General features: G+C 42.6%; 15 protein-coding genes. 12 read left to right on the top strand and 3 right to left on the bottom strand.

Going from position 1 to position 19,834, the window contains the following annotated elements:
• The first annotated feature begins 140 nt into the window (after window positions 1-140).
• The 3 genes from JMW39_RS09675 to JMW39_RS09665 all read left to right on the top strand — a co-directional run bounded on the left by JMW39_RS09675 (window position 141) and on the right by JMW39_RS09665 (window position 2,862).
• Entirely contained in the window at window positions 141-1,448 is a 1,308-nt protein-coding gene (locus tag JMW39_RS09675) for a hypothetical protein (RefSeq protein WP_201546280.1), read from the top strand.
• Between the two features lie 288 nt (window positions 1,449-1,736).
• Window positions 1,737-2,273: a hypothetical protein gene (locus JMW39_RS09670; protein ID WP_201546279.1), complete on the top strand. Its 537-nt coding sequence runs from the start codon at window positions 1,737-1,739 to the stop codon at window positions 2,271-2,273.
• Window positions 2,274-2,520: 247 nt separating this feature from the next.
• Window positions 2,521-2,862 carry a hypothetical protein gene (locus JMW39_RS09665; RefSeq protein ID WP_201546278.1) on the top strand — a complete coding sequence of 114 codons (342 nt, stop codon included), beginning with the start codon at window positions 2,521-2,523 and terminating at the stop codon, window positions 2,860-2,862.
• Window positions 2,863-2,947: 85 nt separating this feature from the next.
• Here the strand turns inward: JMW39_RS09665 and hemH are convergent, their stop codons facing one another.
• On the bottom strand, window positions 2,948-3,967 hold the full coding sequence (gene hemH / locus JMW39_RS09660; protein WP_201546277.1) for a ferrochelatase: 1,020 nt from the start codon (window positions 3,965-3,967) through the stop codon (window positions 2,948-2,950).
• 577 nt (window positions 3,968-4,544) lie between these two features.
• Between hemH and metX the strand changes: the two genes are divergently transcribed.
• From metX to JMW39_RS09640, 4 genes are all read left to right on the top strand, one after another.
• Window positions 4,545-5,879, top strand: coding sequence for a homoserine O-acetyltransferase MetX (metX, locus tag JMW39_RS09655; protein ID WP_201546294.1), 1,335 nt, complete (start codon window positions 4,545-4,547; stop codon window positions 5,877-5,879).
• The gene (metW, locus tag JMW39_RS09650; protein ID WP_201546276.1) at window positions 5,876-6,493 is read left to right on the top strand and encodes a methionine biosynthesis protein MetW; all 618 of its coding nucleotides are present in this window, start codon (window positions 5,876-5,878) and stop codon (window positions 6,491-6,493) included. Before metX ends, metW begins: the two co-directional genes overlap by 4 nt.
• Before the next feature lie 403 nt (window positions 6,494-6,896).
• Window positions 6,897-7,478: a tetratricopeptide repeat protein gene (locus tag JMW39_RS09645; RefSeq protein ID WP_201546275.1), complete on the top strand. Its 582-nt coding sequence runs from the start codon at window positions 6,897-6,899 to the stop codon at window positions 7,476-7,478.
• A 274-nt stretch (window positions 7,479-7,752) separates the two neighbouring features.
• Window positions 7,753-8,808, top strand: a complete 1,056-nt coding sequence (locus tag JMW39_RS09640) for a rhodanese-related sulfurtransferase (protein WP_201546274.1) — start codon at window positions 7,753-7,755, stop codon at window positions 8,806-8,808.
• Between the two features lie 127 nt (window positions 8,809-8,935).
• Here the strand turns inward: JMW39_RS09640 and serA are convergent, their stop codons facing one another.
• Window positions 8,936-10,162 (bottom strand): phosphoglycerate dehydrogenase, encoded by a 1,227-nt coding sequence (gene serA, locus JMW39_RS09635; RefSeq protein ID WP_201546273.1) that lies wholly within the window; start codon window positions 10,160-10,162, stop codon window positions 8,936-8,938.
• A 438-nt stretch (window positions 10,163-10,600) separates the two neighbouring features.
• Here serA and JMW39_RS09630 point away from each other — a divergent pair, with 438 nt between their 5' ends.
• Window positions 10,601-12,061, top strand: coding sequence for an FAD-binding oxidoreductase (locus tag JMW39_RS09630; RefSeq protein WP_201546272.1), 1,461 nt, complete (start codon window positions 10,601-10,603; stop codon window positions 12,059-12,061).
• 141 nt (window positions 12,062-12,202) lie between these two features.
• On the opposite strand, the gene JMW39_RS09625 is transcribed toward JMW39_RS09630, so the two are convergent.
• Window positions 12,203-12,832: a BLUF domain-containing protein gene (locus JMW39_RS09625; RefSeq protein ID WP_227679478.1), complete on the bottom strand. Its 630-nt coding sequence runs from the start codon at window positions 12,830-12,832 to the stop codon at window positions 12,203-12,205.
• Between the two features lie 668 nt (window positions 12,833-13,500).
• Between JMW39_RS09625 and JMW39_RS09620 the strand changes: the two genes are divergently transcribed.
• From JMW39_RS09620 to lspA, 4 genes are all read left to right on the top strand, one after another.
• The gene (locus tag JMW39_RS09620; protein WP_201546271.1) at window positions 13,501-15,138 is read left to right on the top strand and encodes a carbon-nitrogen hydrolase family protein; all 1,638 of its coding nucleotides are present in this window, start codon (window positions 13,501-13,503) and stop codon (window positions 15,136-15,138) included.
• A 120-nt stretch (window positions 15,139-15,258) separates the two neighbouring features.
• Entirely contained in the window at window positions 15,259-15,822 is a 564-nt protein-coding gene (locus tag JMW39_RS09615) for a protein disulfide oxidoreductase (protein ID WP_201546270.1), read from the top strand.
• 436 nt (window positions 15,823-16,258) lie between these two features.
• Window positions 16,259-19,111, top strand: a complete 2,853-nt coding sequence (gene ileS, locus JMW39_RS09610) for an isoleucine--tRNA ligase (RefSeq protein ID WP_201546269.1) — start codon at window positions 16,259-16,261, stop codon at window positions 19,109-19,111.
• The gene (gene lspA, locus JMW39_RS09605; protein ID WP_201546268.1) at window positions 19,104-19,754 is read left to right on the top strand and encodes a signal peptidase II; all 651 of its coding nucleotides are present in this window, start codon (window positions 19,104-19,106) and stop codon (window positions 19,752-19,754) included. The genes ileS and lspA overlap by 8 nt, the downstream gene beginning before the upstream one ends.
• Window positions 19,755-19,834: the final 80 nt, after the last annotated feature.

Genomic DNA, 19,834 nt, shown 5'->3' with positions numbered 1-19,834 from the left:
TTTACTGAATAATGACCGTATCTCAACAGCACGCTAGATTGAATAGGCGTATTTCATATTCAGCTAACTCTATCAATAATAATCTCAGCATCGCATAATCCATCCATCATCTTCACTTGGCGAAAAAATTGAAACGCTCTATGACCAATCCATTTAAGCTCAATAACATTGCCTGTTATCTTATCCTTAGTCTAAGCCTATACACGCCAGCAATGGCTGATAATTCTCACACTACACCATCAGAGTCAGAGTCAGAGTCAGAGTCAGAGTCAGAGTCAGAGTCAGAGTCAGAGTCAGAGTCAGAGTCAGAGTCAGAGTCAGAGTCATTAAAAAATATAAAAGCTTTAGAAAACACAGAGAATAAGAAAAATATAGCAGCTGCCGCGCCGCTTGATAGTAATAAATCAGATATTAATGACAAAAGCCTTAACCAATTTGGTTATCAAGCTACCGTTAAAACCAATGAGCAAACTGCTAACCAAAATGATGGTCAATCTATCCATCAAGATAATGAACAATACGCTCAAGCATCCAATACAGAATGGGGCTGGGCAGACGAAAAGCACCAAGAGGCTCAAGAGCAATTGAATGAATGGGCTAATGAAATGGATGGTTGGTTTGGTGAACCTGATGCAAAAAAGCCTGCTACCACCAGTCTACGAGTAGTGCTAGATACGCGCTGGGCTAATGATCCGCAATCAGGTAGTGATGTCAGTATTGAGCCTAGAATTCGTGGGCGCTTACGCCTACCTATGTTAGAGAAACGTTTAAGCTTGATTATCGGTGATGAAGATTTGGATGAAGATGCTTTCTTGAAGCAAAGCGCTACAGGAAGCACTTATAAGACCAACCCAGACAAGCTCGTTAACACCAGAAAAACAAGAGAAGAAAATGCCTCCATTGCCCTGCGTTGGTCACGCTTTAGTGATGAGATCGAAAATAAACTCGGAGTAAAAACTGATGTCGATGTTGGTATTCGTTCTCTCGATGATGTTTATGTCAAACTCAGTATGGATAAAAACTGGTATGAGAGCGATAAATTGACGGTAAGCAACGACAATTTTTATCGCTATGGTCTCGATAGTGAACACTATGCCAGAGGCGGCATTACTTTGAAATACGGCAGTGATGCCAACCGCTTTATCAATAATCGCACCACCATCAGCTATCGCAATCAAGATGATGACGAAAGTACCGATTGGGCCAATGACCTCAGACAAGTACAATATTTAGGTAATGAAAAGCAGCTGGCATACGGTATCTCTAGCAGTGGTTATTTTGATGAGGATAAGTCGTCTTTAAACAGTTATGGACCTGCTATCACCTACCGTCAACCTATTTGGCGAGAGTGGTTATATGTGCAAACAGAGCTAAATTATTATAATGATAAAACTGAGAATAAAGACCATTACCTCGCTGCTCTACTGCGTATGGAAGCTTTTTTTTAATGCTTTTTTTAATGCTTAACAGTGCTTATGAATAGCTCATAAATAACTCCTAAATAAATGGTTATTAGTGATGATCAACACGTTAGATAGTATCCCATATAAGCATTTAACTGATTAAACTTACGTTATTTATACTTGCGGCTGACCAGTTAGTATGAATTCATAACGATATTAGGCGAAAGCGAGCGTTATAATAGCGACTAATCAACGTTAATGATTAAACGATTTTCGGTTTAAAGTGAGCCTTCGCGCTCACTTTTTCATTTGTAAAAACCAGGAGCCTTTATTTTGACTTCAGATGGCGTAATCGAACTACCAGGTATCATTATATTATTCGCCTGCATATTTCGCTGTGCTCAATATATGATACAAAGCCAGCTCAAACTAGGTCAATATTTCTGGTTGGCATCCGTATCAGTATTTTTTGCTGTGATACGCCGTGAGTTAAATTACCTGCCTGAGCTCTTCATTCCCAGTGGTTTTTCATTTTTGAACCATTCTTATGCTTGGTGGGAAGACGCTGTACTATTAACGGTCTATCTGCTGATTGTGGGCTTGCTGGCCTATAGCTGGCGTTATCTATGGACAGTATTAAAAAAGGTACCAGTGTCCCTATATATCGCTGTGGTTGCACTGGCATTATTAGAGTATATGGGTGAAAACGCCATTTTTATCCCTGAAAATATGGGTGAAATAGTAGAAGAAATTGCAGAAACCAGTGTTTATCCCATTGCTTTAATTTACTTGTGGCGTTTTAAGCTTATTGATTTTGAAAGTCATGTTTCATATCAGCTACAGCCTCATGAACCATGTAAAGCCAGCTAGAAAGATTCTTAATTAACTTTAATCAGTTAGAAAACGCTTAGCTGAAGCTAAAAGCCTATACACGGCTGCCCAATACTGGCGGCCGTTTTTTTTGACTTTATATACTTACCTTCTTACATTTTTTGCACATCCTGTGACACCTTACTACTACTAGTTGCGATTATAACGCGGCAAACTTGCATGTATCATTTTGATAATTAGTAACGATCACGTTAATAGCATTTATAACTATAATGAGGACATATCCATGGACAATGCAAAAACCCCACTACCAGAAGAGATGGATCATATCGAAGGCGATAGCAACATTGATGATAACGAAGACGGTAGCCAAGAGATTGATTTAAATAATCCTATGCTGCATCTCTTTGATAATGACGATGTGATCGATAATAGCGCAGGATTTCATAATTCTGAAGTTGGTACGGATGCAACTCAAGGACTAACGCCGATGCATCGCCAAAATATCGATGAATCTCGAATTGATGAAGTGTTGGTCGAAGACAATTTAGACGATAAAGATTATCCTAGTATCGTTGATATTGCCGATAGAGATGCGGCAAAGATTTCTAATGATGATAATTTTTAGAGATTACCTATTCGTAAAACAGAAAGTAATTCAGAAAAAAAATACCGAACATAATGTCCGGTATTTTTTTGACTTAAGAAAAGAGTTAAGCCCAACCATCCAACGTCCCTGCCCAACCTTTTACCAATGGCGCACTCATAGCTTCTAACAAATCTATGTGCGCCTCATCAGCATTCAGCGCTGGAATGTAGTGGTATTCTTGACCGCCAGCTGCGATGAAGTTCTCACGGTTCTCAATCGCCAATTCTTCTAACGTTTCTAAGCAATCCGCTGAGAACGCTGGACTGAGAATTTGTACTGATTTTACACCTGATTTAGCCCACTCATCGAGTATGACATCGGTATAAGGCTTAACCCATTCCTGCTTACCAAAGCGTGACTGGAAGCTGATAATCCATTCATCAGGTCCTAATCCCAGTTCCTGTGCCACTTGCGCGGCGGTACATTTACAACGTCTAGGATAAGGGTCGCCTTTATCCATATACGGCTGCGGAATACCGTGGAAGCTAAACATCAGTTTTTCAGGTTTGCCATGTACTGCTTGAAAGCGACGAATACTATCTGCTAATGCTTTGATATATAAAGGATGCGCGAAGTAGTCTTTAACTATCGTAATATTAGGCAAGTTACGCTGCTTAAGCGACCACTTGGTAATAGCATCGTACACTGCGCCAGTTGAAGTCGCTGAATACTGCGGAAATACGGGTAACATCACAAAATGGTCAACACCTTCGCTACGCAGTTTGTCCATCACATCAGGCAAACCTGGATTACCATAGCTCATCGCAGAATGGACAGAAACGCGAAATGGCGCAGCCTTTTGAGCCAAACGCGTATCTAACATCGCTACTTGTTGGTTCAGGATATTGCGCATTGGCGAGTCGCCATCCCAAATACTGGCATAGGCTGCGGCTACCCGCTTCGGGCGACTTGGCAATACAAACAAATTAAGGATAATCGCCCATAATAATTTAGGAATCTCAATCACTCGCGTGTCTGATAAAAACTGACGCAAATAGCGACGTACTGCAGGCGCAGTAGGTTCGTCAGGCGTACCTAGATTGATTAATAAGACGGCAATACGTGGCGGCAATTCAGGTTTCATAATGGCATTATCTATTATCAGGTTACTATTATTGGGATACGTTATGGTTGGATTCTAAGTCTTAACAAGCAAAAAATGCGTCAATTAATGTAAAAGAGAGTATTGCGCTAAAATAGTAAAGACTAAAATTATTAAGCAGCTAATTTAGCAATAGTACTATTAAGCCTTAATTAACCACGCTTGGCAATTATCAAAATATACTAAGCAGATGATAGTCAATCAAATACCAAATCATGGGTAAATAAAAAGGCCTATATTTGTCATCAGTGTAGCATTTTATCTATCAAAAACGCAGGGCAAAACGCTTGAGCTTTGGTATTGCTACACCGTTAATGCGCTAGCTATTTTCACTTTACTTGAAAGACTGCGTATCAAGGTTGTACTCCTACGTGCATCGCCCTACAATAGACCAGCTTATAACAACAAACTAGTTAGACTAATGACTACCGCCATCCTATGTTCGTTTTATTTATAACCATTTTTTTATCCATAACTGTTGTTTTGTGAGGTAGCTTTGAGCGCATGTTCTGATAGTACCAGTGAGCAGTCCACCAACCATTCTGCTAATACGACCGATATCGTCGGCTCGGTAGGTTCAGTTGGTATCGTCACGCCGCAGACTTTTCATTTCGCTGAGCCGTTGACCTTGGAGTGCAATCGCACCCTGCCCTCATTCGATTTAATCTTTGAAACTTATGGCACGCTCAATAGCGACAAATCAAACGCCATCCTGATTTGCCACGCCTTATCAGGTAGCCATCATGCGGCAGGCTTTCATAGTGACGACGATAAAAAAGCTGGCTGGTGGGACAATATGATTGGCCCTAATAAAGCCATCGATACCAACCAATTTTTTGTCGTTTGTGTGAATAACATCGGCAGCTGTTTTGGCTCTACTGGTCCAACGATCATTAATCCAGATAGTATAAGCAATGAGGGTGAACCGCAGGTTTATGGCCCTGACTTTCCACTTGTTACTATCAAAGACTGGGTAAAAACCCAAGCCATGCTCTCAGACCGTTTGGGTATAGAGGTTTGGCATGCCATTGTCGGTGGCTCTATGGGCGGTATGCAAGCCATGCAATGGTCGGTCGATTATCCAGAACGCTTAAAACGCTGCGTGGTCATTGCCAGTACGCCAAAGCTTTCTGCGCAAAACATCGCCTTTAACGAAGTCGCGCGTCAATCTATTCTCTCTGATCCTGACTTTAAAGAAGGACGTTACTTGCAGGAGGGTACTTATCCTCGGCGCGGGCTTATCCTTGCACGCATGGTTGGGCATATTACCTATTTGACTGATGATGCGATGAAAGCCAAATTTGGCCGTGATTTAAAATCTGGCAAATTTATGTATGGCTATGATGTCGAGTTTCAAGTCGAGAGCTATTTACGCTATCAAGGTGAACGCTTTAGTGAAAACTTCGATGCCAATACTTATTTGCTCATGACCAAAGCTTTAGATTATTTTGACCCGACGCGTGATTATCCGTCAGCGGCAGAATTATCAACAAAATCAGCAGAAGCGTTAGAAACCTCTCTCGCAGAATCAGTAAAAGCCGATTCTACCGAGAATGAGCTTGAGAAAACTTTAAACAATAGCACGGATATTGAGCATATTAATATAGCCAATGCAAAAGAGCTGAGCGCGCTGAAAGCCGCCTTTGCTCATACGCAGTGTCAGTATTTAGTGGTGTCATTTACTACTGATTGGCGCTTTGCTCCCGAGCGCTCACAAGAAATTGTCGATGCGCTGATGGCGACCGGCAAACCGGTCAGCTACATCAATGTCGATGCCCCGCACGGTCATGATTCGTTTTTGTTTGATATTCCACGTTATATGGGGGCTGTTAAAGGCTTTTTGACCGCACCATTTATTGCTAATCGCTTAAAAGCCAAGGGAGCACGCTCATGAGAATGGACCATCAATTGGCTGAGCGTTGGATTGCGCCGCACTCACATGTGCTGGATTTAGGCTGCGGTAATGGCGAGCTGCTGGCACATTTACAGCAGAATCGAGGCGTGACTGGCTATGGACTTGAGATTGACGAAGATAAAATTAATGAAGCCATTACTAAAGGCTTATCTATCGTCGAGCAAGACCTCAATGATGGCTTAAGTCGTTTTGCAGATAATAGCTTCGATACCGTCGTTATGGCGCGAGCACTGCAAGCGGTAAAAGCACCTGATGTATTGCTGCTTGATATGCTACGCGTTGCCCGCGAAGCCGTCATCACCTTTCCCAACTTTGCGCACTGGCAAAACCGCCTACATTTGGGCTTAAAAGGTCTGATGCCGGTGTCAGAAGCGCTGCCTTATGAGTGGTATAACACCCCAAACATCCATTTGTGTACCTTTAAGGATTTCGAAAAACTTTGCGCGCAGCATGATATTCATATCATCAACCGCTTTGCGGTCAGTGATTCTGAAAAAGGTCATAGCCCACTGATGACAGCATTAATCAGACAAGCGCCCAACCTGCTAGCAGACGTCGCTATTTATCGGGTCAGTAAACAAAAACCTGATTAACAGCAGGGTTTATGCCCTTGTTATTAACGACAATTTAACTCAATAGGTAATAATTTTAACCTTAATAAAACGTTAATTTATCCTTACGCTCAAGTAACTGTATGATTTTGTTGAGGACAATGAGGTATAAGTAAGCATTAAATCGTGTAATTAGTATTTGAGTTTCGTAAGCTTGGGTGTTAAGCTAGCAAAATAGTGTCAGTCGCACCCCGATTATGACCGTTTATCGGCTCGGTTAGCGCAACTGTCACACGACCATTATTAATTATATTGCTAATGATTAGGTAAGTTGGTTCTGCAAGAATTCACCTAATTGTTATCGCCGTCTAACTGTCTTTAGCGAGACAATTTCTAGCGGTGCAACTTTTCCTTTGCTTATTAACTGCCTAATTTTGGAGCTGCTATGAAATTATTAAAAGCTGCGTTGTTTACTGCCCTGTTCTCTTGTGCGGGCCTTGCCAACGCTGAGTTAATATCAAACGTGCCACTTGACACTTCACGTTTTGAGCTAATGCCTATCAGTGAGCTGTCTGCCAGCGCTGCCCAAGGTAACAATCACGCTCAGTTTTACTTAGCCAAGCGTTTGCAAAAAGGCGAAGGTATAGCTAAAAACACCCAACAAGCTGTCCAGTGGTATACCAAAGCAGCTCAGCAAGGCGTTGCCCCTGCTCAGTTAAATCTTGCCATCATGTACTTACGCGGTGAAGGTGTGCAACCTAACCTACAGCAAGCACGCGGTTGGTTAGAAAAAGCGGCAATGCGCGGTGATAACCGTGCCAGCTATACGCTTGCTCTGCTAGACGAAAAGCAAAAAAATCTAGTCGATGCTTATAAATGGTACGACTTGGCTGCCCGTGACGGCATGCTTGATGAGAAAGTACGTAACAAAGCACGCGGCAAAATCGGTCAATTGGCATTGAACTTATCAAACTCAGACATCGCTAGTGCTCGCAGCAAAGCCGATACTTGGTTTCAGAGTAAGTAACTTTAAACAATAAACTAAACTTCGATTTTACGCATTGAATATAAAAAAAGCTCAGTATTGTACTGGGCTTTTTTTGTTTGCCGTTTTTATTATCTCTCATATCTCTGTGATACTTTATAACGATAAACCCTCCAAAACTTTCTTAAAGTTTGCTACACTACGCGCGCATTAGCCAATTCCATAGTCGCGCTAGTGTTATAGCATTACCAATTAATTTCAAAAAACACCTTAAACCCAATGCACTAGGTTTGCGACCTAGCCAGCAGGAGAAAACATGAGTACCTCACAAATTACTGACGTCAAAGCACCAAACCATGCCACCGAATACGATAGTGTCACCAATAATATCGTCGTTGCCGCACTCTACAAGTTCACGCGCTTTGCCGCTTTTGAGCAATATCGTGAACCAATTTTAAATACCATGCTTGAAAATGACGTCAAAGGCACTTTATTAATCGCGAGCGAAGGCATTAATGGCACGATTTCTGGCACGCGCCAAGGAATTGATAACGTACTTGAATATCTGCGTAGTATCGAAGCGATTGGCAGCTTTACCTTTAAAGAATCTTATACTGATGCGCAACCTTTTTACCGCACTAAGGTTAAGCTAAAAAAAGAAATCGTCACGATGGGCGTAGAGAATATCGACCCATTACAGTCGGTTGGTCGCTACGTCAAGCCAAGCGAATGGAATGCGCTTATCTCAGACCCTGAGGTTATTCTGATTGATACTCGTAATGATTATGAAGTTCAAATCGGTACTTTTCAAAATGCGGTTAATCCAAATACCGAAACCTTCCGCGAGTTTCCAGAATACGTGGCAAAAGAGCTAGATCCTGCTAAGCATAAAAAAGTCGCTATGTTCTGTACCGGCGGAATTCGCTGTGAGAAATCTACAGCATTTATGCGCGAGCAAGGCTTTGAAGAGGTCTATCATTTAGAAGGTGGCATTTTAAAATATTTAGAGGAAATTCCAGCCAGCGAGTCTATGTGGCAAGGCGATTGCTTCGTTTTTGACAACCGCGTCTCGGTCAATCATGACCTAGAGAAAGGCAACTATGAGCAATGCTTTGCTTGCCGTATGCCGATTACTCATGAAGAAATGCAAAGCGCCGCCTATATCAAAGGCGAGTCATGCCCGCACTGTATCGATAAAGCGACCGAGGAACAAAAAGCCCGTTTCCGTGAGCGCGAGCATCAAATGCAGCTGGCAAAAAAACGCGGCGAAGTGCATATCGGTAGCGATGTGATTGATGTCATTGAAAAGCGTAAAGCCGCTAAGATTGAAGCACGTCGTCAAGCGGAAGCTGCGAATAAAGCCAAAGCGTAATAATTAATTTTCAATTTTGACTTTAGACATTAGACGTTTAAAGTATTAGCCATAAAAAAGAGATGCTCTATTAATAGAGCATCTCTTTTTTTATACCAGTCGTAAAATTAAATCATAATGCTTAATTTTAGAACAGGATACGCACACGAATCGTTTCTTCAACGTCTTTTAGCTGATCTAGCGCAGCGGTTGAATCGTTATAATCCACATCCATCACCAGATAACCAACATCACCTTCAGTCATTAAGCTTTGCGCTAAAATATTGATATGCGCTTCGGCAAACAGACGGTTAATCTGTGATAGTACGCCTGGGACGTTTCTATGGATATGTAGCAGACGATGCGAGCCTTCTTTAAACGGTACAGAAACCTCTGGGAAGTTTACGGCAGTTGCAGTATCACCTTGGTCAGAGTATCGAACAAATTTATCGGCAACTTCAAGACCGATATTCGCTTGCGCTTCTTGCGTTGAACCACCGATATGCGGCGTCAAGATAACGTTATCAAATTTACGTAGTGAGGATTCAAACTCTTCATCAGCAGATTTTGGCTCTTTCGGGAATACGTCAATCGCTGCGCCCAATACTTTACCTGACTCAAGCACTGCCGCCAAATCATCAATCTCAACACAAGTACCGCGTGCCGCATTAATAAAGTAGCTGCCGTCTTTCATGTGCGCAAACTGCTCAGCTTTCATCATATAGCGCGTGCTTGGTACATCAGGTACATGCAAGGTGACGATATCAGCGGTTGATAATAGCTCTTCTAAGCTACTTACTTGCACGGCGTTACCAAGTGGTAATTTGGTCACGACATCATGATAAATGACTTTCATACCAAAGCTTTCAGCCAATACCGACAACTGCGAGCCGATAGAGCCGTAACCGACGATACCGATTGTCTTGCCACGTACTTCATGTGAGTTAGTCGCAGACTTGCCCCAACCGCCGCGGTGTACAGTGGCATTCTTTTCAGGGATACCGCGATATAGCATAATGGCTTCAGCCAATACCAGCTCAGCGACCGAACGGGTGTTCGAATATGGCGCGTTAAAGACAGGAATACCCAAATCACGAGCGGCATCCAAGTCTACTTGGTTGGTACCGATACAAAAGCAGCCAATACCGATAAGCTTGTGGGCGTGCTCAAGCACTTCACGCGTCAGCTGCGTGCGCGAGCGGATACCGATGAAGTGAGCGTCTTTAATCTTTTCGATAAGCTCATCTTGATCTAAGGCGTGACTGATATTCTCGATGTTATGATAACCAGCCCCTTCCAATACTTTTAGCGCATTGTCATGTAGACCTTCAAGCAATAAAAACCGGATTTTATCTTTTTGTAGTGATAACGCCATGTGAGAACTGTCCTATAATTGTCTTATAAAAATCATCAGTGGGATAAGTCTGATGGATGAAACGAAAACAGTCTGGATATCTTACACAAAATTTGGCAGCGATGTTAGCAGATTAAATGAATTATTGCTTATCAAGCCTGAAAACTTTTTATGCTATAGTGAATAATGATATATAAACCTTATAGCCAAACCTTATTAAACTGTTTTTTAATGATTTAGGCGAGATAGCTACATACATAGGCGTATGAATTCATATCTATCTATCATTGCTCTACTCGCTCGCTTATACTTATATCAATTATATAAACCCATAAACTTAATTATTTATCTAAACCCAATTACTTATATAAACACAGTTAACACCGCTGAGTTATATCCATTTAGCGATATAATAATCCCTTTTATGCATAGCGCTTACGTTTCTACCGAGATTTGACCATGACTTCTTTAGCTAGCCAAAGCAACACTACCGCCAAAAACGATTCTACAACCCATACCACTGCTGTCCAAAGCATCTTGAGCAGCTTGCTTGATGTGCATCAATTTGACGCCAGCCAAATCAAAACCGATAGCGAAAGCCTAGAACATTGGGGCAAAGACTGGACCAAGCATTTCGCTCCTGCCGCTGCTGCTATCGTCTTTCCAAAGACCACTGAGCAAGTACAAGCCATCGTGCTCCTTGCTAATGAGTATAATGTGGTCTTAACGCCAAGTGGTGGTCGTACTGGTTTATCAGCTGGTGCAGTTGCCGCCAATGGCGAGATTGTCGTTAGCATGGATAAAATGAATCATATCGGACAGTTTTACCCTGCTGACCGACTGGTTGAGATTGAAGCCGGTGTGGTGACTCAACAGCTACAACAATTTGCTGAATCAAAAGACCTATACTACCCTGTCGATTTTGCTTCTGCTGGCTCGAGTCAAATCGGTGGTAATATCGGCACTAATGCTGGCGGTATCAAAGTCATTCGCTATGGTATGACGCGTCAATGGATTATGGGGCTCACAGTTGTCACTGGTAAAGGTGATATCTTGCAGCTCAATCGCGGTATGGTCAAAAATGCGACAGGTTATGACTTGCGCCAATTGTTTATTGGTAGCGAAGGCACTCTTGGTTTTGTCACCCATGCACAAATAAAACTTGAGCGTCAGCCGCAAGACTTAAACGTTATGGTACTGGGTATGGACAGCTTTAATGATGTCATGAATGTACTATCGGCCTTTCAAGCGCAGATTGATTTGACCGCTTTTGAATTCTTTGATGATGTGGCGGTTGATAAGCTGATGGCACATGGCCAAGTACAAGAGCCATTTGAGTCACGTACCAAGTTTTATACCCTGCTAGAGTTTGAAGCGCCGTATGAGCCTATCATGGATAAAGCCATGGCAATATTTGAGGATTGCATGGAGCAAGGTTGGGTCGTTGATGGGGTGATGAGTCAGAGTCTCGCGCAAGCGGAAGAGCTGTGGAAGCTGCGCGAATATATCTCTGAGACCATCTCAGTATTTACCCCTTATAAAAACGATGTCTCGGTATTAATCAGCTATGTGCCTGAGTTTATCACTGAGATTGACCATATTGTCAGTAGCAAGTATCCTGACTTTGAAGTCTGCTGGTTTGGTCATATCGGCGATGGCAATTTGCATCTGAATATCTTAAAGCCTGAGAACATGAGCAAAGATGATTTCTTTGCCGAGTGTCAAATCGTCAATAAATATGTGTTTGAGACGGTACAAAAATACGGCGGTTCGGTCTCTGCTGAACATGGTGTTGGTATGACTAAAAAGCCGTATCTAAACTATAGCCGCAGCGAAACTGAGATTGATTATTTACGCGAAGTTAAAAAAGTCTTTGACCCGAATAATATTATGAATCGTGGTAAGATTTTTGATATGTAATTGGTTCAATTTATTATTATCGTAATAATTTTAATTGCATAAAAAAAGACGCTAAACGTTAAGTCTAGCGTCTTTTTTATAAGAACTTTTATCATCAGTCATAAAATGAAGCAGTATGCTTTACCATCGTAACCGTATGGCTTATAAATATAGCAGCACCAAACCAACAACTAACAACACACTTAAAAAACCTTGCACCACTAAAAAGGCTTGATGCGGCGCAGCGACATGGCGCACCATATTGCCAAGCGCATTATAGGTGATACCTGCCGCTTTGATATGTGGCGCGGTGTCAAAGGTTTTGATAATTTGCAAAAATTGCTCGGTACGCTCAGCTGACCAACCGTGCGGCGCAAATGGCAAATAGGGCGACAGTTGCGCTGCTTGTTTTTTGGTGGCAGGCGACCATAACCAACGCTCCAAAAACAGCAAACGCATCCGCCAGTCCGAGAAGCTACGCTGCTTAACCACTTGTAATACTAGCACTTGCAAGTCTTTATGGCGGCTATCAACAAAGATACGCTGCGTCAGCGCCGCAACTTTGGCTTTTTCGCCTTCTATACATTGTAAAAAATGACCATTGCCATAACATAGCGTACCTGTGATGCCGTGCTGCTCATTGTAATCACGCGCATGAGCCTCTACTTCATCAAATATCGCCGCATTTAAGCGTGAAGCAAGCGTGAGGGTGCTGACATAAACCAACTGTACCAATGCAGTGTCTGCTATTTCATCTAATTTGCTGAATGCATTAGTATGAGTTAGGGGCATAATTAAAATCCTAAAAGGTTACTGTTAAAGGCAACCAAAAAATTCACCACATAAAATGATGCTTAAGCGAATAAAAACTTCGTTCACAAGTGATAGTGAGTCACAAAAACCTAGCAAATAGTTACGCCGTTTGACTGTGATTGCCTACGAGACTTGCTATCATAACCACCTTGCATAGCTACCTTGATAAAGGGCGTGATAAAAAGCATTATTAAATCGGTAGATTGCTTAAAATTGATTTGTCATAATAAGCAATAGGAAATCGAGGCAAAATACAGTGCCAACATAAGCACTTGTGAACAGGCTAAATCGCCTCATTACAATAAATAATGACAGAAACAATGTTTATAACTCATTGTAAATGCAAAGATAATTGATTGTAACGATTATATCAGACTATAGATATGCTTTTATCGACGTTATTAACTGAAAAGTTACCTAAAAATTGGGCGCAGGCGTTTACTTTTCGCAATTGCATCTATGCAAAAACATCTATGAAGAACCTTTTTTACGACTTTTAATAATTGCCTTTTTATAACTATTATTTTTTATCACTACCCTTTTTATCACTATTTTTTTATGAACACCCTTATCAAAATAACATTAACATCGATTGCATATTACTGATTTATTATCACTGATTTACAGAAACGACAGACAGGAACATTATGAGCAAGATAGAAAAATTAGACGACTTTCACCTCACCATTGCTGAGATTAAGAAAAAAGATTATCCGCAACTTAAAGCCTTGATGGATCGTGTCTATGTCAACTTGGGCGGCGCCTGGTCAAAAAACACCATTAACACCTTGATTGATGCCTTTCCTGAAGGACAGATTGCCTTATTTGACCATGACGAGCTGATTGGCATCGTGCTATCTATGCGCGTCGATTACAACAAGTTCTCTAATCCGCATACTTATGATGACTTAATTGGTCATAAAGAAATTATCAGAGACAACCCCGATGGTGATGCTATTTATGGCTTAGATGCGTTAATCGATCCTGAATATCGTGGTTATCGTTTAGGTCGTAGGCTTTATGATGCGCGTAAAGAGCTGTGCCGTCAGTTAAACTTCCGCGCTATCTTAGCCGGTGGTCGTATTCCCAATTATCATAACCATCAAGATTTGACCCCTGGTGAATATATCGAAGCCGTTGAAGCTCGTGAAATTCATGACTCCGCGCTGTCTTTCCAGTTATCAAATGGCTTTATCGTTAAACGTATTTTGACGGCTTATTTGCCAGATGACAAACAGTCTAAAGGCTTTGCGACCTTACTCGAGTGGGCAAATATTTATTATGAGCCGCAAGATTATAAGCCCAATACGCGTAAATCTGAGGTCAGAATCGGCGGTATTCAGTGGCAGATGCGTGAAGTTGAGTCGCCTGAAGAGCTCCTGCAACAAGTTGAGTTCTTTGTCGATATTATGGCTGATTACAACTCCGACTTTGCTTGTTTACCAGAATTTTTTAACGCGCCGTTAATGGGTTTGTGTGAATCGACCGACCAAAACGTAGCGATTCGCTTTTTAGCCGGTTATACCGAATGGTTTAAAAACGAGATTTCGCATTTGGCGGTTAGCTATAATGTTAACGTCATCAGCGGCTCTATGCCGTTCTTGGACGACGACGATACCTTGTATAACGTCAGCTATCTATGCCGCCGTGATGGTACAGTTGAAGAGCAGCGCAAAATTCATATTACCCCGCATGAGCGTAGCGCTTGGGTGATTGAAGGTGGCGATGAAGTCAAAGTATTCGACACCGATGCTGGTCGTATTGGCATCTTAGTTTGCTATGACGTTGAGTTCCCAGAGCTTGCGCGTTTGATGGCACTTGATGATATGGATATCTTGTTCGTACCATTTTGGACAGATACTCAAAACGGCTATCTGCGCGTACGTCACTGTGCCCAAGCGCGTGCGATTGAAAATGAATGCTATGTGATGATTTGCGGTTCTGTCGGTAATTTACCGCAAGTTGAAAGCTTAGATATCCAGTATGCGCAGTCGTCAATTTTTTCACCATCAGATTTTGCTTTCCCGCATGATGCGATTATGGCGGAAACGACACCTAATACAGAGATGGTATTCTTCTCAGATTTGAACTTAGATAAACTGATTCATGTTCGTAATGAAGGCTCGGTGCATAACCTACTTGACCGCCGTGATGATTTGTTTAGCTTAAAATGGAAGAGAAAAGCCAAAATTCCAGCCAGCAAATTGACTGATGAAGAGCGTAGTGAAAATTCAGGCAGCGTGCTTATTGGCGATCCATTGCAAGACCGCGCACAAAAGCCTTAAGCGTTTATTTTAAGAAACAGGCATTAAAAATAAGAACGTAGAAAATATAATAATACGGCTGATGATTCAGCCGTTTATTTTTATCTATCAAAAACTTTAAGAGCAAAAAAAGCAGCCACTATGACGACTGATTCTAATCTTAATATTGAAAAGACTATTGAGACGCCAATAAAAACGCCCAAGCAAAAGATATTCTCTTTTGCTAAAAACCTGCTTATATATAGTTTGGTATTTGCGGTCATTTATATTGCTATTAACTGGTGGCGCCAACCCGTCATGCCGGCCAATCCGCAATTGCAACTGACTGACTATCAGGGGCAGAGCGTTGACTTAGCAGCGCTGAGTCACGATAAGCCGACGCTGGTATATTTTTGGGGAACTTGGTGTCCGGTTTGTCGGGTAACCTCACCCACCATAGATAAGCTTGCGGCGGCAAATAACTATCCTGTGGTGACCATTGCGATTAAATCAGGCTCTGACCAAGATCTACACGGCTACCTTACTGAACACAATTATCGCTTTACCACCGTCAATGACCAAGAAGGTGAGATATTCGCCGATTGGCAAGGTCAAGTAACGCCGTCTTATGTCGTCCTAAAAGACGGTGAGATGACCCAAGGCTTGACTGGTATGCAGCCGCTTTGGTCGCTGAAATTGCGCTTGTGGTTGTCAGAAGTTTTTTAGCGCTTAGCCAATTAGGTATAATCTAATAAATAGACAGTCAAATTTGTGAGACCTATGATTTAATAGACAAGGTATTTATATTGATACAAGTGACTGGTTTTGGTTAAAAATAGGACGATACTGGTCAGCTCTTTTTACCCTATCCGTTTTGTCATATAATAGCTGCCGTTATCATATTCACTTTTCTAATTATTCTGCTATCTTTTAAAGACATTTTTTGTTGCAATCGTCTCATTAGTATTTATGATGGACGTGACTATTTACAATCAAGTTATAAGCAATTCATAAGAAACAAGTTGTAAGCAACGCTCTCTAAGCAACTTTTTCTAAGTGAAATACCAGCATCGATTATCAAATATTTGACCCCATATTATATTTAACCTTAGGCCTGAATTTCAAACGCAACCTCTAACCACCATTTTATAAGACACCTTCTATGACTGATAAAAGTACTGATACACCAAACCAGGATTATAAAGATACCCTAAACCTTGCCGATACGCCTTTTGCGATGCGTGCAAACCTTGCCAAACGTGAGCCAGATTGGCTTGCTGCGTGGGAAGCGGATGACGTGTACGGTAAAATTCGTCAGGCGCGTACGGGTGCGACCAAATATATTTTGCATGACGGCCCTCCATACGCCAACGGTCAGATTCACTTAGGTCACGCGGTCAATAAAGTACTCAAAGACATTATCGTCAAGTCAAAAACCTTGTCAGGCTTTGATGCACCTTATGTGCCGGGTTGGGATTGTCACGGTCTGCCTATCGAGCAAAAGGTCGAAGCCAAAGTTGGTAAAGTTGGTCAAAAAGTCTCTGCGACTGAATTCCGTGGTCTATGCCGCGAATATGCGAGCACACAAGTTGCATTGCAAAAGGCGGACTTTAAACGTTTAGGCGTATTTGGTGATTGGGATAACCCTTATCTAACGATGAACTTCCATCAAGAAGCCAATATCGTGCGCGCCCTTGCCAAAATTTATGATAATGGTCATGTGACTCGCGGTATGAAGCCGGTTAACTGGTGCTTGGATTGTAGCTCTGCTTTGGCTGAAGCCGAAGTGGAATACCAAGATAAAGTATCTGACGCTATCTACGTGAGCTTTGATGTGCTTGATACTGACAAGGTTGCAGCACTAAGCGACATCGAAGGTAACATCGCCGCGATTATCTGGACCACGACGCCTTGGACTTTACCTGCTAACCAAGCCATTTCGGTACACCCTGAGCATGACTATAGCGTGGTCGCGACTGAAAAAGGTAACTTGTTATTAGCGACTGACTTGGTTGAAAGTGCATTAAACGATTTTAAACTGAGTAGCGATGGCATCCTAGCTACCGTATCAGGACGCGAGCTTGAAGGCCTGCGCGCCCAACATCCATTGATTACAGAGCGTCAAGTGCCACTTATCTTAGGCGATCATGTGACCACTGATAGCGGTACTGGCCTCGTCCATACCGCACCCGGTCACGGTCTTGACGATTATATCGTTGGTCTTAAATATAACTTGCCGGTTGAAAACCCAGTCAGTGGTACGGGCGTTTATCTAGAAAGCGCGGCGGTATTTGCCGGTGAGCACATTTATAAAGCCAATCCGCAAATCATTGCCGCCCTGCATGATAACGGCCATTTAATCAGCCATACTAAAATTGAGCACAGTTATCCACATTGCTGGCGTCATAAGTCGCCGATTATCTTCCGCGCAACCCCGCAGTGGTTTATCAATATGGAAACCAAAGGCTTACGTGAGCGTGCACTTGCTGACATTCCTTCGGTCAATTGGACGCCTGCTTGGGGACAAAACCGCATTGAAGCGATGATGACTGGTCGCCCAGATTGGTGTATCTCACGTCAGCGTACGTGGGGCGTGCCAATTACTTTCTTTATTCATAAAGAAACAGGTGAGCTGCATCCAAATACGCTTGAGCTGATGGAAGTGGCTGCACAAAAAATCGATGCGGGTGGCGTAGAAGCTTGGTTTGATGCCAGCTGTGAAGATTTCTTAGGCAGCGAGGCCGCTGATTATGATAAAGCGACTGATACGTTAGACGTTTGGTTTGACTCAGGCACGACGCATTTTGCCGTCCTTGAGCAGCGCGATGAATTAACCAATCCTGCTGATATGTATTTAGAAGGCTCTGACCAACATCGCGGTTGGTTCCAGACGTCACTATTAACATCTGAGGCGATGTATGAGCGTCCACCGTTTAAGCAAGTATTGACCCATGGTTTTGTCGTCGATGAAAACGGTCGTAAGATGAGTAAGTCACTTGGCAATATCATCACGCCGCAAGATGAGATTAATAAAACCGGCGCGGATATGCTGCGTTTGTGGATTGCGTCGAGCGATTATCGTTATGAGATGAGCGCGGGTAAAACGGTCTTTAAAGGCGCAATCGACATGTATCGCCGTATCCGTAATACCTTACGCTTCTTACTGGCAAATACAGATGACTTTGACCCAGCGACCAACAGCATTGATATTAATGAGCTGGTCAGCCTTGATAAATTCATCATTGAGCGTGCCCAAGCGGTACAAGCGCAAATCATCAGTGCTTATGATGCGATGGACTTTCACCAAGTCACCCAGCATGTCACTGCGTTTTGCTCGCAGGATTTGGGTAGCTTCTATTTAGATATTATCAAAGACCGTCAGTACACCACTCAGACTGATGGACAGCCGCGTCGCTCTGCGCAAACGGCGATTTACCATATCACCCATGCGTTGATTCGCTGGATTACGCCGATTTTATCATTCACGGCACAAGAAGCATGGGAAGTATTAGAAGGTAAAAATGGCAACGAAGCAGGATATGTATTTACGGAAGAATGGTATACCTTCCCAGAGTTTGAGTTAAGTGCCATCAGTACCGACGACTGGCAACGTATCATGCAAGCAAAAGATATGGTGAATAAGCATATCGAAACCGCACGCGGTGAAAAAATTATCAATGCCAACTTATCTGCTGGTGTTGATTTATATGCCGACGGCGCGATGCATGAAAGCTTGGCCAAGCTTGGTGAAGAGCTGCGTTTTGTCCTAATCACCAGTAGCGCAACGTTAAAGCCAATGAGCGACGCACCTGCTAATAAAGCCAACGAAAAAGCCGATAGCAATGAAGATGAATCAGTCGACTTAGTGGTCAAAGTCAGCGCTGCAACAGGTACCAAGTGCGTACGCTGTTGGCATATCCGCGATGACATTGGTACAGATAGCACACACCCAGAATTATGTGCCCGCTGTGCAACCAACGTCAGCGGTAACGGTGAGGTGCGCCACTATGCCTAATTCTACGCCTAATTCTACGCCTAATCCGACAGACTCATCGGAACATAAGCAACCGCAGGTTGAGGTTGACGATTCGCCTACTCCTGCGCATGCGACCACGGGCAGCTCAACCACACCCAAGAGTCGTCTAAATAAGACCCCAAAAACGGTCGCTAATGGCAGTCGCGCCTTTATGTGGTACTTGCTATCACTAGTCGTCATTATTATTGATCAGTGGACGAAATGGTTAGCTGAAACCAATCTGAACTTCCTCGAGCCAGTACCCGTGATTGAGCCTTTTTTAAACTGGACGCTTGCTTATAACTATGGCGCTGCGTTTAGCTTTTTGGCAGACCAAGCTGGTTGGCAAAAGTGGTTTTTTGCGGGACTTGCGCTTATCATGTCGCTGTTTTTAATCGGTTATCTGGTAAAAGCACCGCGTAAAGCTAAGCTGTTATCATTGGGTCTAGCATTGGTGCTTGGTGGTGCTATTGGCAACTTGATTGATCGCTTATTACACGGTCACGTCATTGATTTTATCCATGTGCATTATGCCGATGTTTGGCATTATCCAATTTTTAACATTGCCGATGTTGGTATTTGTATTGGTGTGGCGCTGATTGTCATTGATATGCTGTTTTTAGAAAAGAAGCGTGAGGTCTAGCGTTATAACATCTTAGACTGTCGTCGAAAATACAAGATTCATACCTTGAAAAGTAACTCCTAATAAAATAGCCACTATCA

Source organism: Psychrobacter immobilis (assembly GCF_904846175.1).
GTDB lineage: Bacteria > Pseudomonadota > Gammaproteobacteria > Pseudomonadales > Moraxellaceae > Psychrobacter > Psychrobacter immobilis_E.
The sequence above is the reverse complement of the archived record's forward strand: the minus strand, read 5'-3'. Positions and strand labels throughout refer to the sequence as shown.

Bases quoted from the DNA above. Each gene is read 5' to 3' on its own strand.
- JMW39_RS09675 (WP_201546280.1), top strand. From the start codon at position 141: ATGACCAATCCATTTAAGCTCAATAACATTGCCTGTTATCTTATCCTT.
- JMW39_RS09665 (WP_201546278.1), top strand. From the start codon at position 2,521: ATGGACAATGCAAAAACCCCACTACCAGAAGAGATGGATCATATCGAA.
- hemH (WP_201546277.1), bottom strand. From the start codon at position 3,967: ATGAAACCTGAATTGCCGCCACGTATTGCCGTCTTATTAATCAATCTA.
- metW (WP_201546276.1), top strand. From the start codon at position 5,876: ATGAGAATGGACCATCAATTGGCTGAGCGTTGGATTGCGCCGCACTCA.
- JMW39_RS09645 (WP_201546275.1), top strand. From the start codon at position 6,897: ATGAAATTATTAAAAGCTGCGTTGTTTACTGCCCTGTTCTCTTGTGCG.
- JMW39_RS09640 (WP_201546274.1), top strand. From the start codon at position 7,753: ATGAGTACCTCACAAATTACTGACGTCAAAGCACCAAACCATGCCACC.
- serA (WP_201546273.1), bottom strand. From the start codon at position 10,162: ATGGCGTTATCACTACAAAAAGATAAAATCCGGTTTTTATTGCTTGAA.
- JMW39_RS09630 (WP_201546272.1), top strand. From the start codon at position 10,601: ATGACTTCTTTAGCTAGCCAAAGCAACACTACCGCCAAAAACGATTCT.
- JMW39_RS09625 (WP_227679478.1), bottom strand. From the start codon at position 12,832: ATGCCCCTAACTCATACTAATGCATTCAGCAAATTAGATGAAATAGCA.
- JMW39_RS09620 (WP_201546271.1), top strand. From the start codon at position 13,501: ATGAGCAAGATAGAAAAATTAGACGACTTTCACCTCACCATTGCTGAG.
- JMW39_RS09615 (WP_201546270.1), top strand. From the start codon at position 15,259: ATGACGACTGATTCTAATCTTAATATTGAAAAGACTATTGAGACGCCA.
- ileS (WP_201546269.1), top strand. From the start codon at position 16,259: ATGACTGATAAAAGTACTGATACACCAAACCAGGATTATAAAGATACC.
- lspA (WP_201546268.1), top strand. From the start codon at position 19,104: ATGCCTAATTCTACGCCTAATTCTACGCCTAATCCGACAGACTCATCG.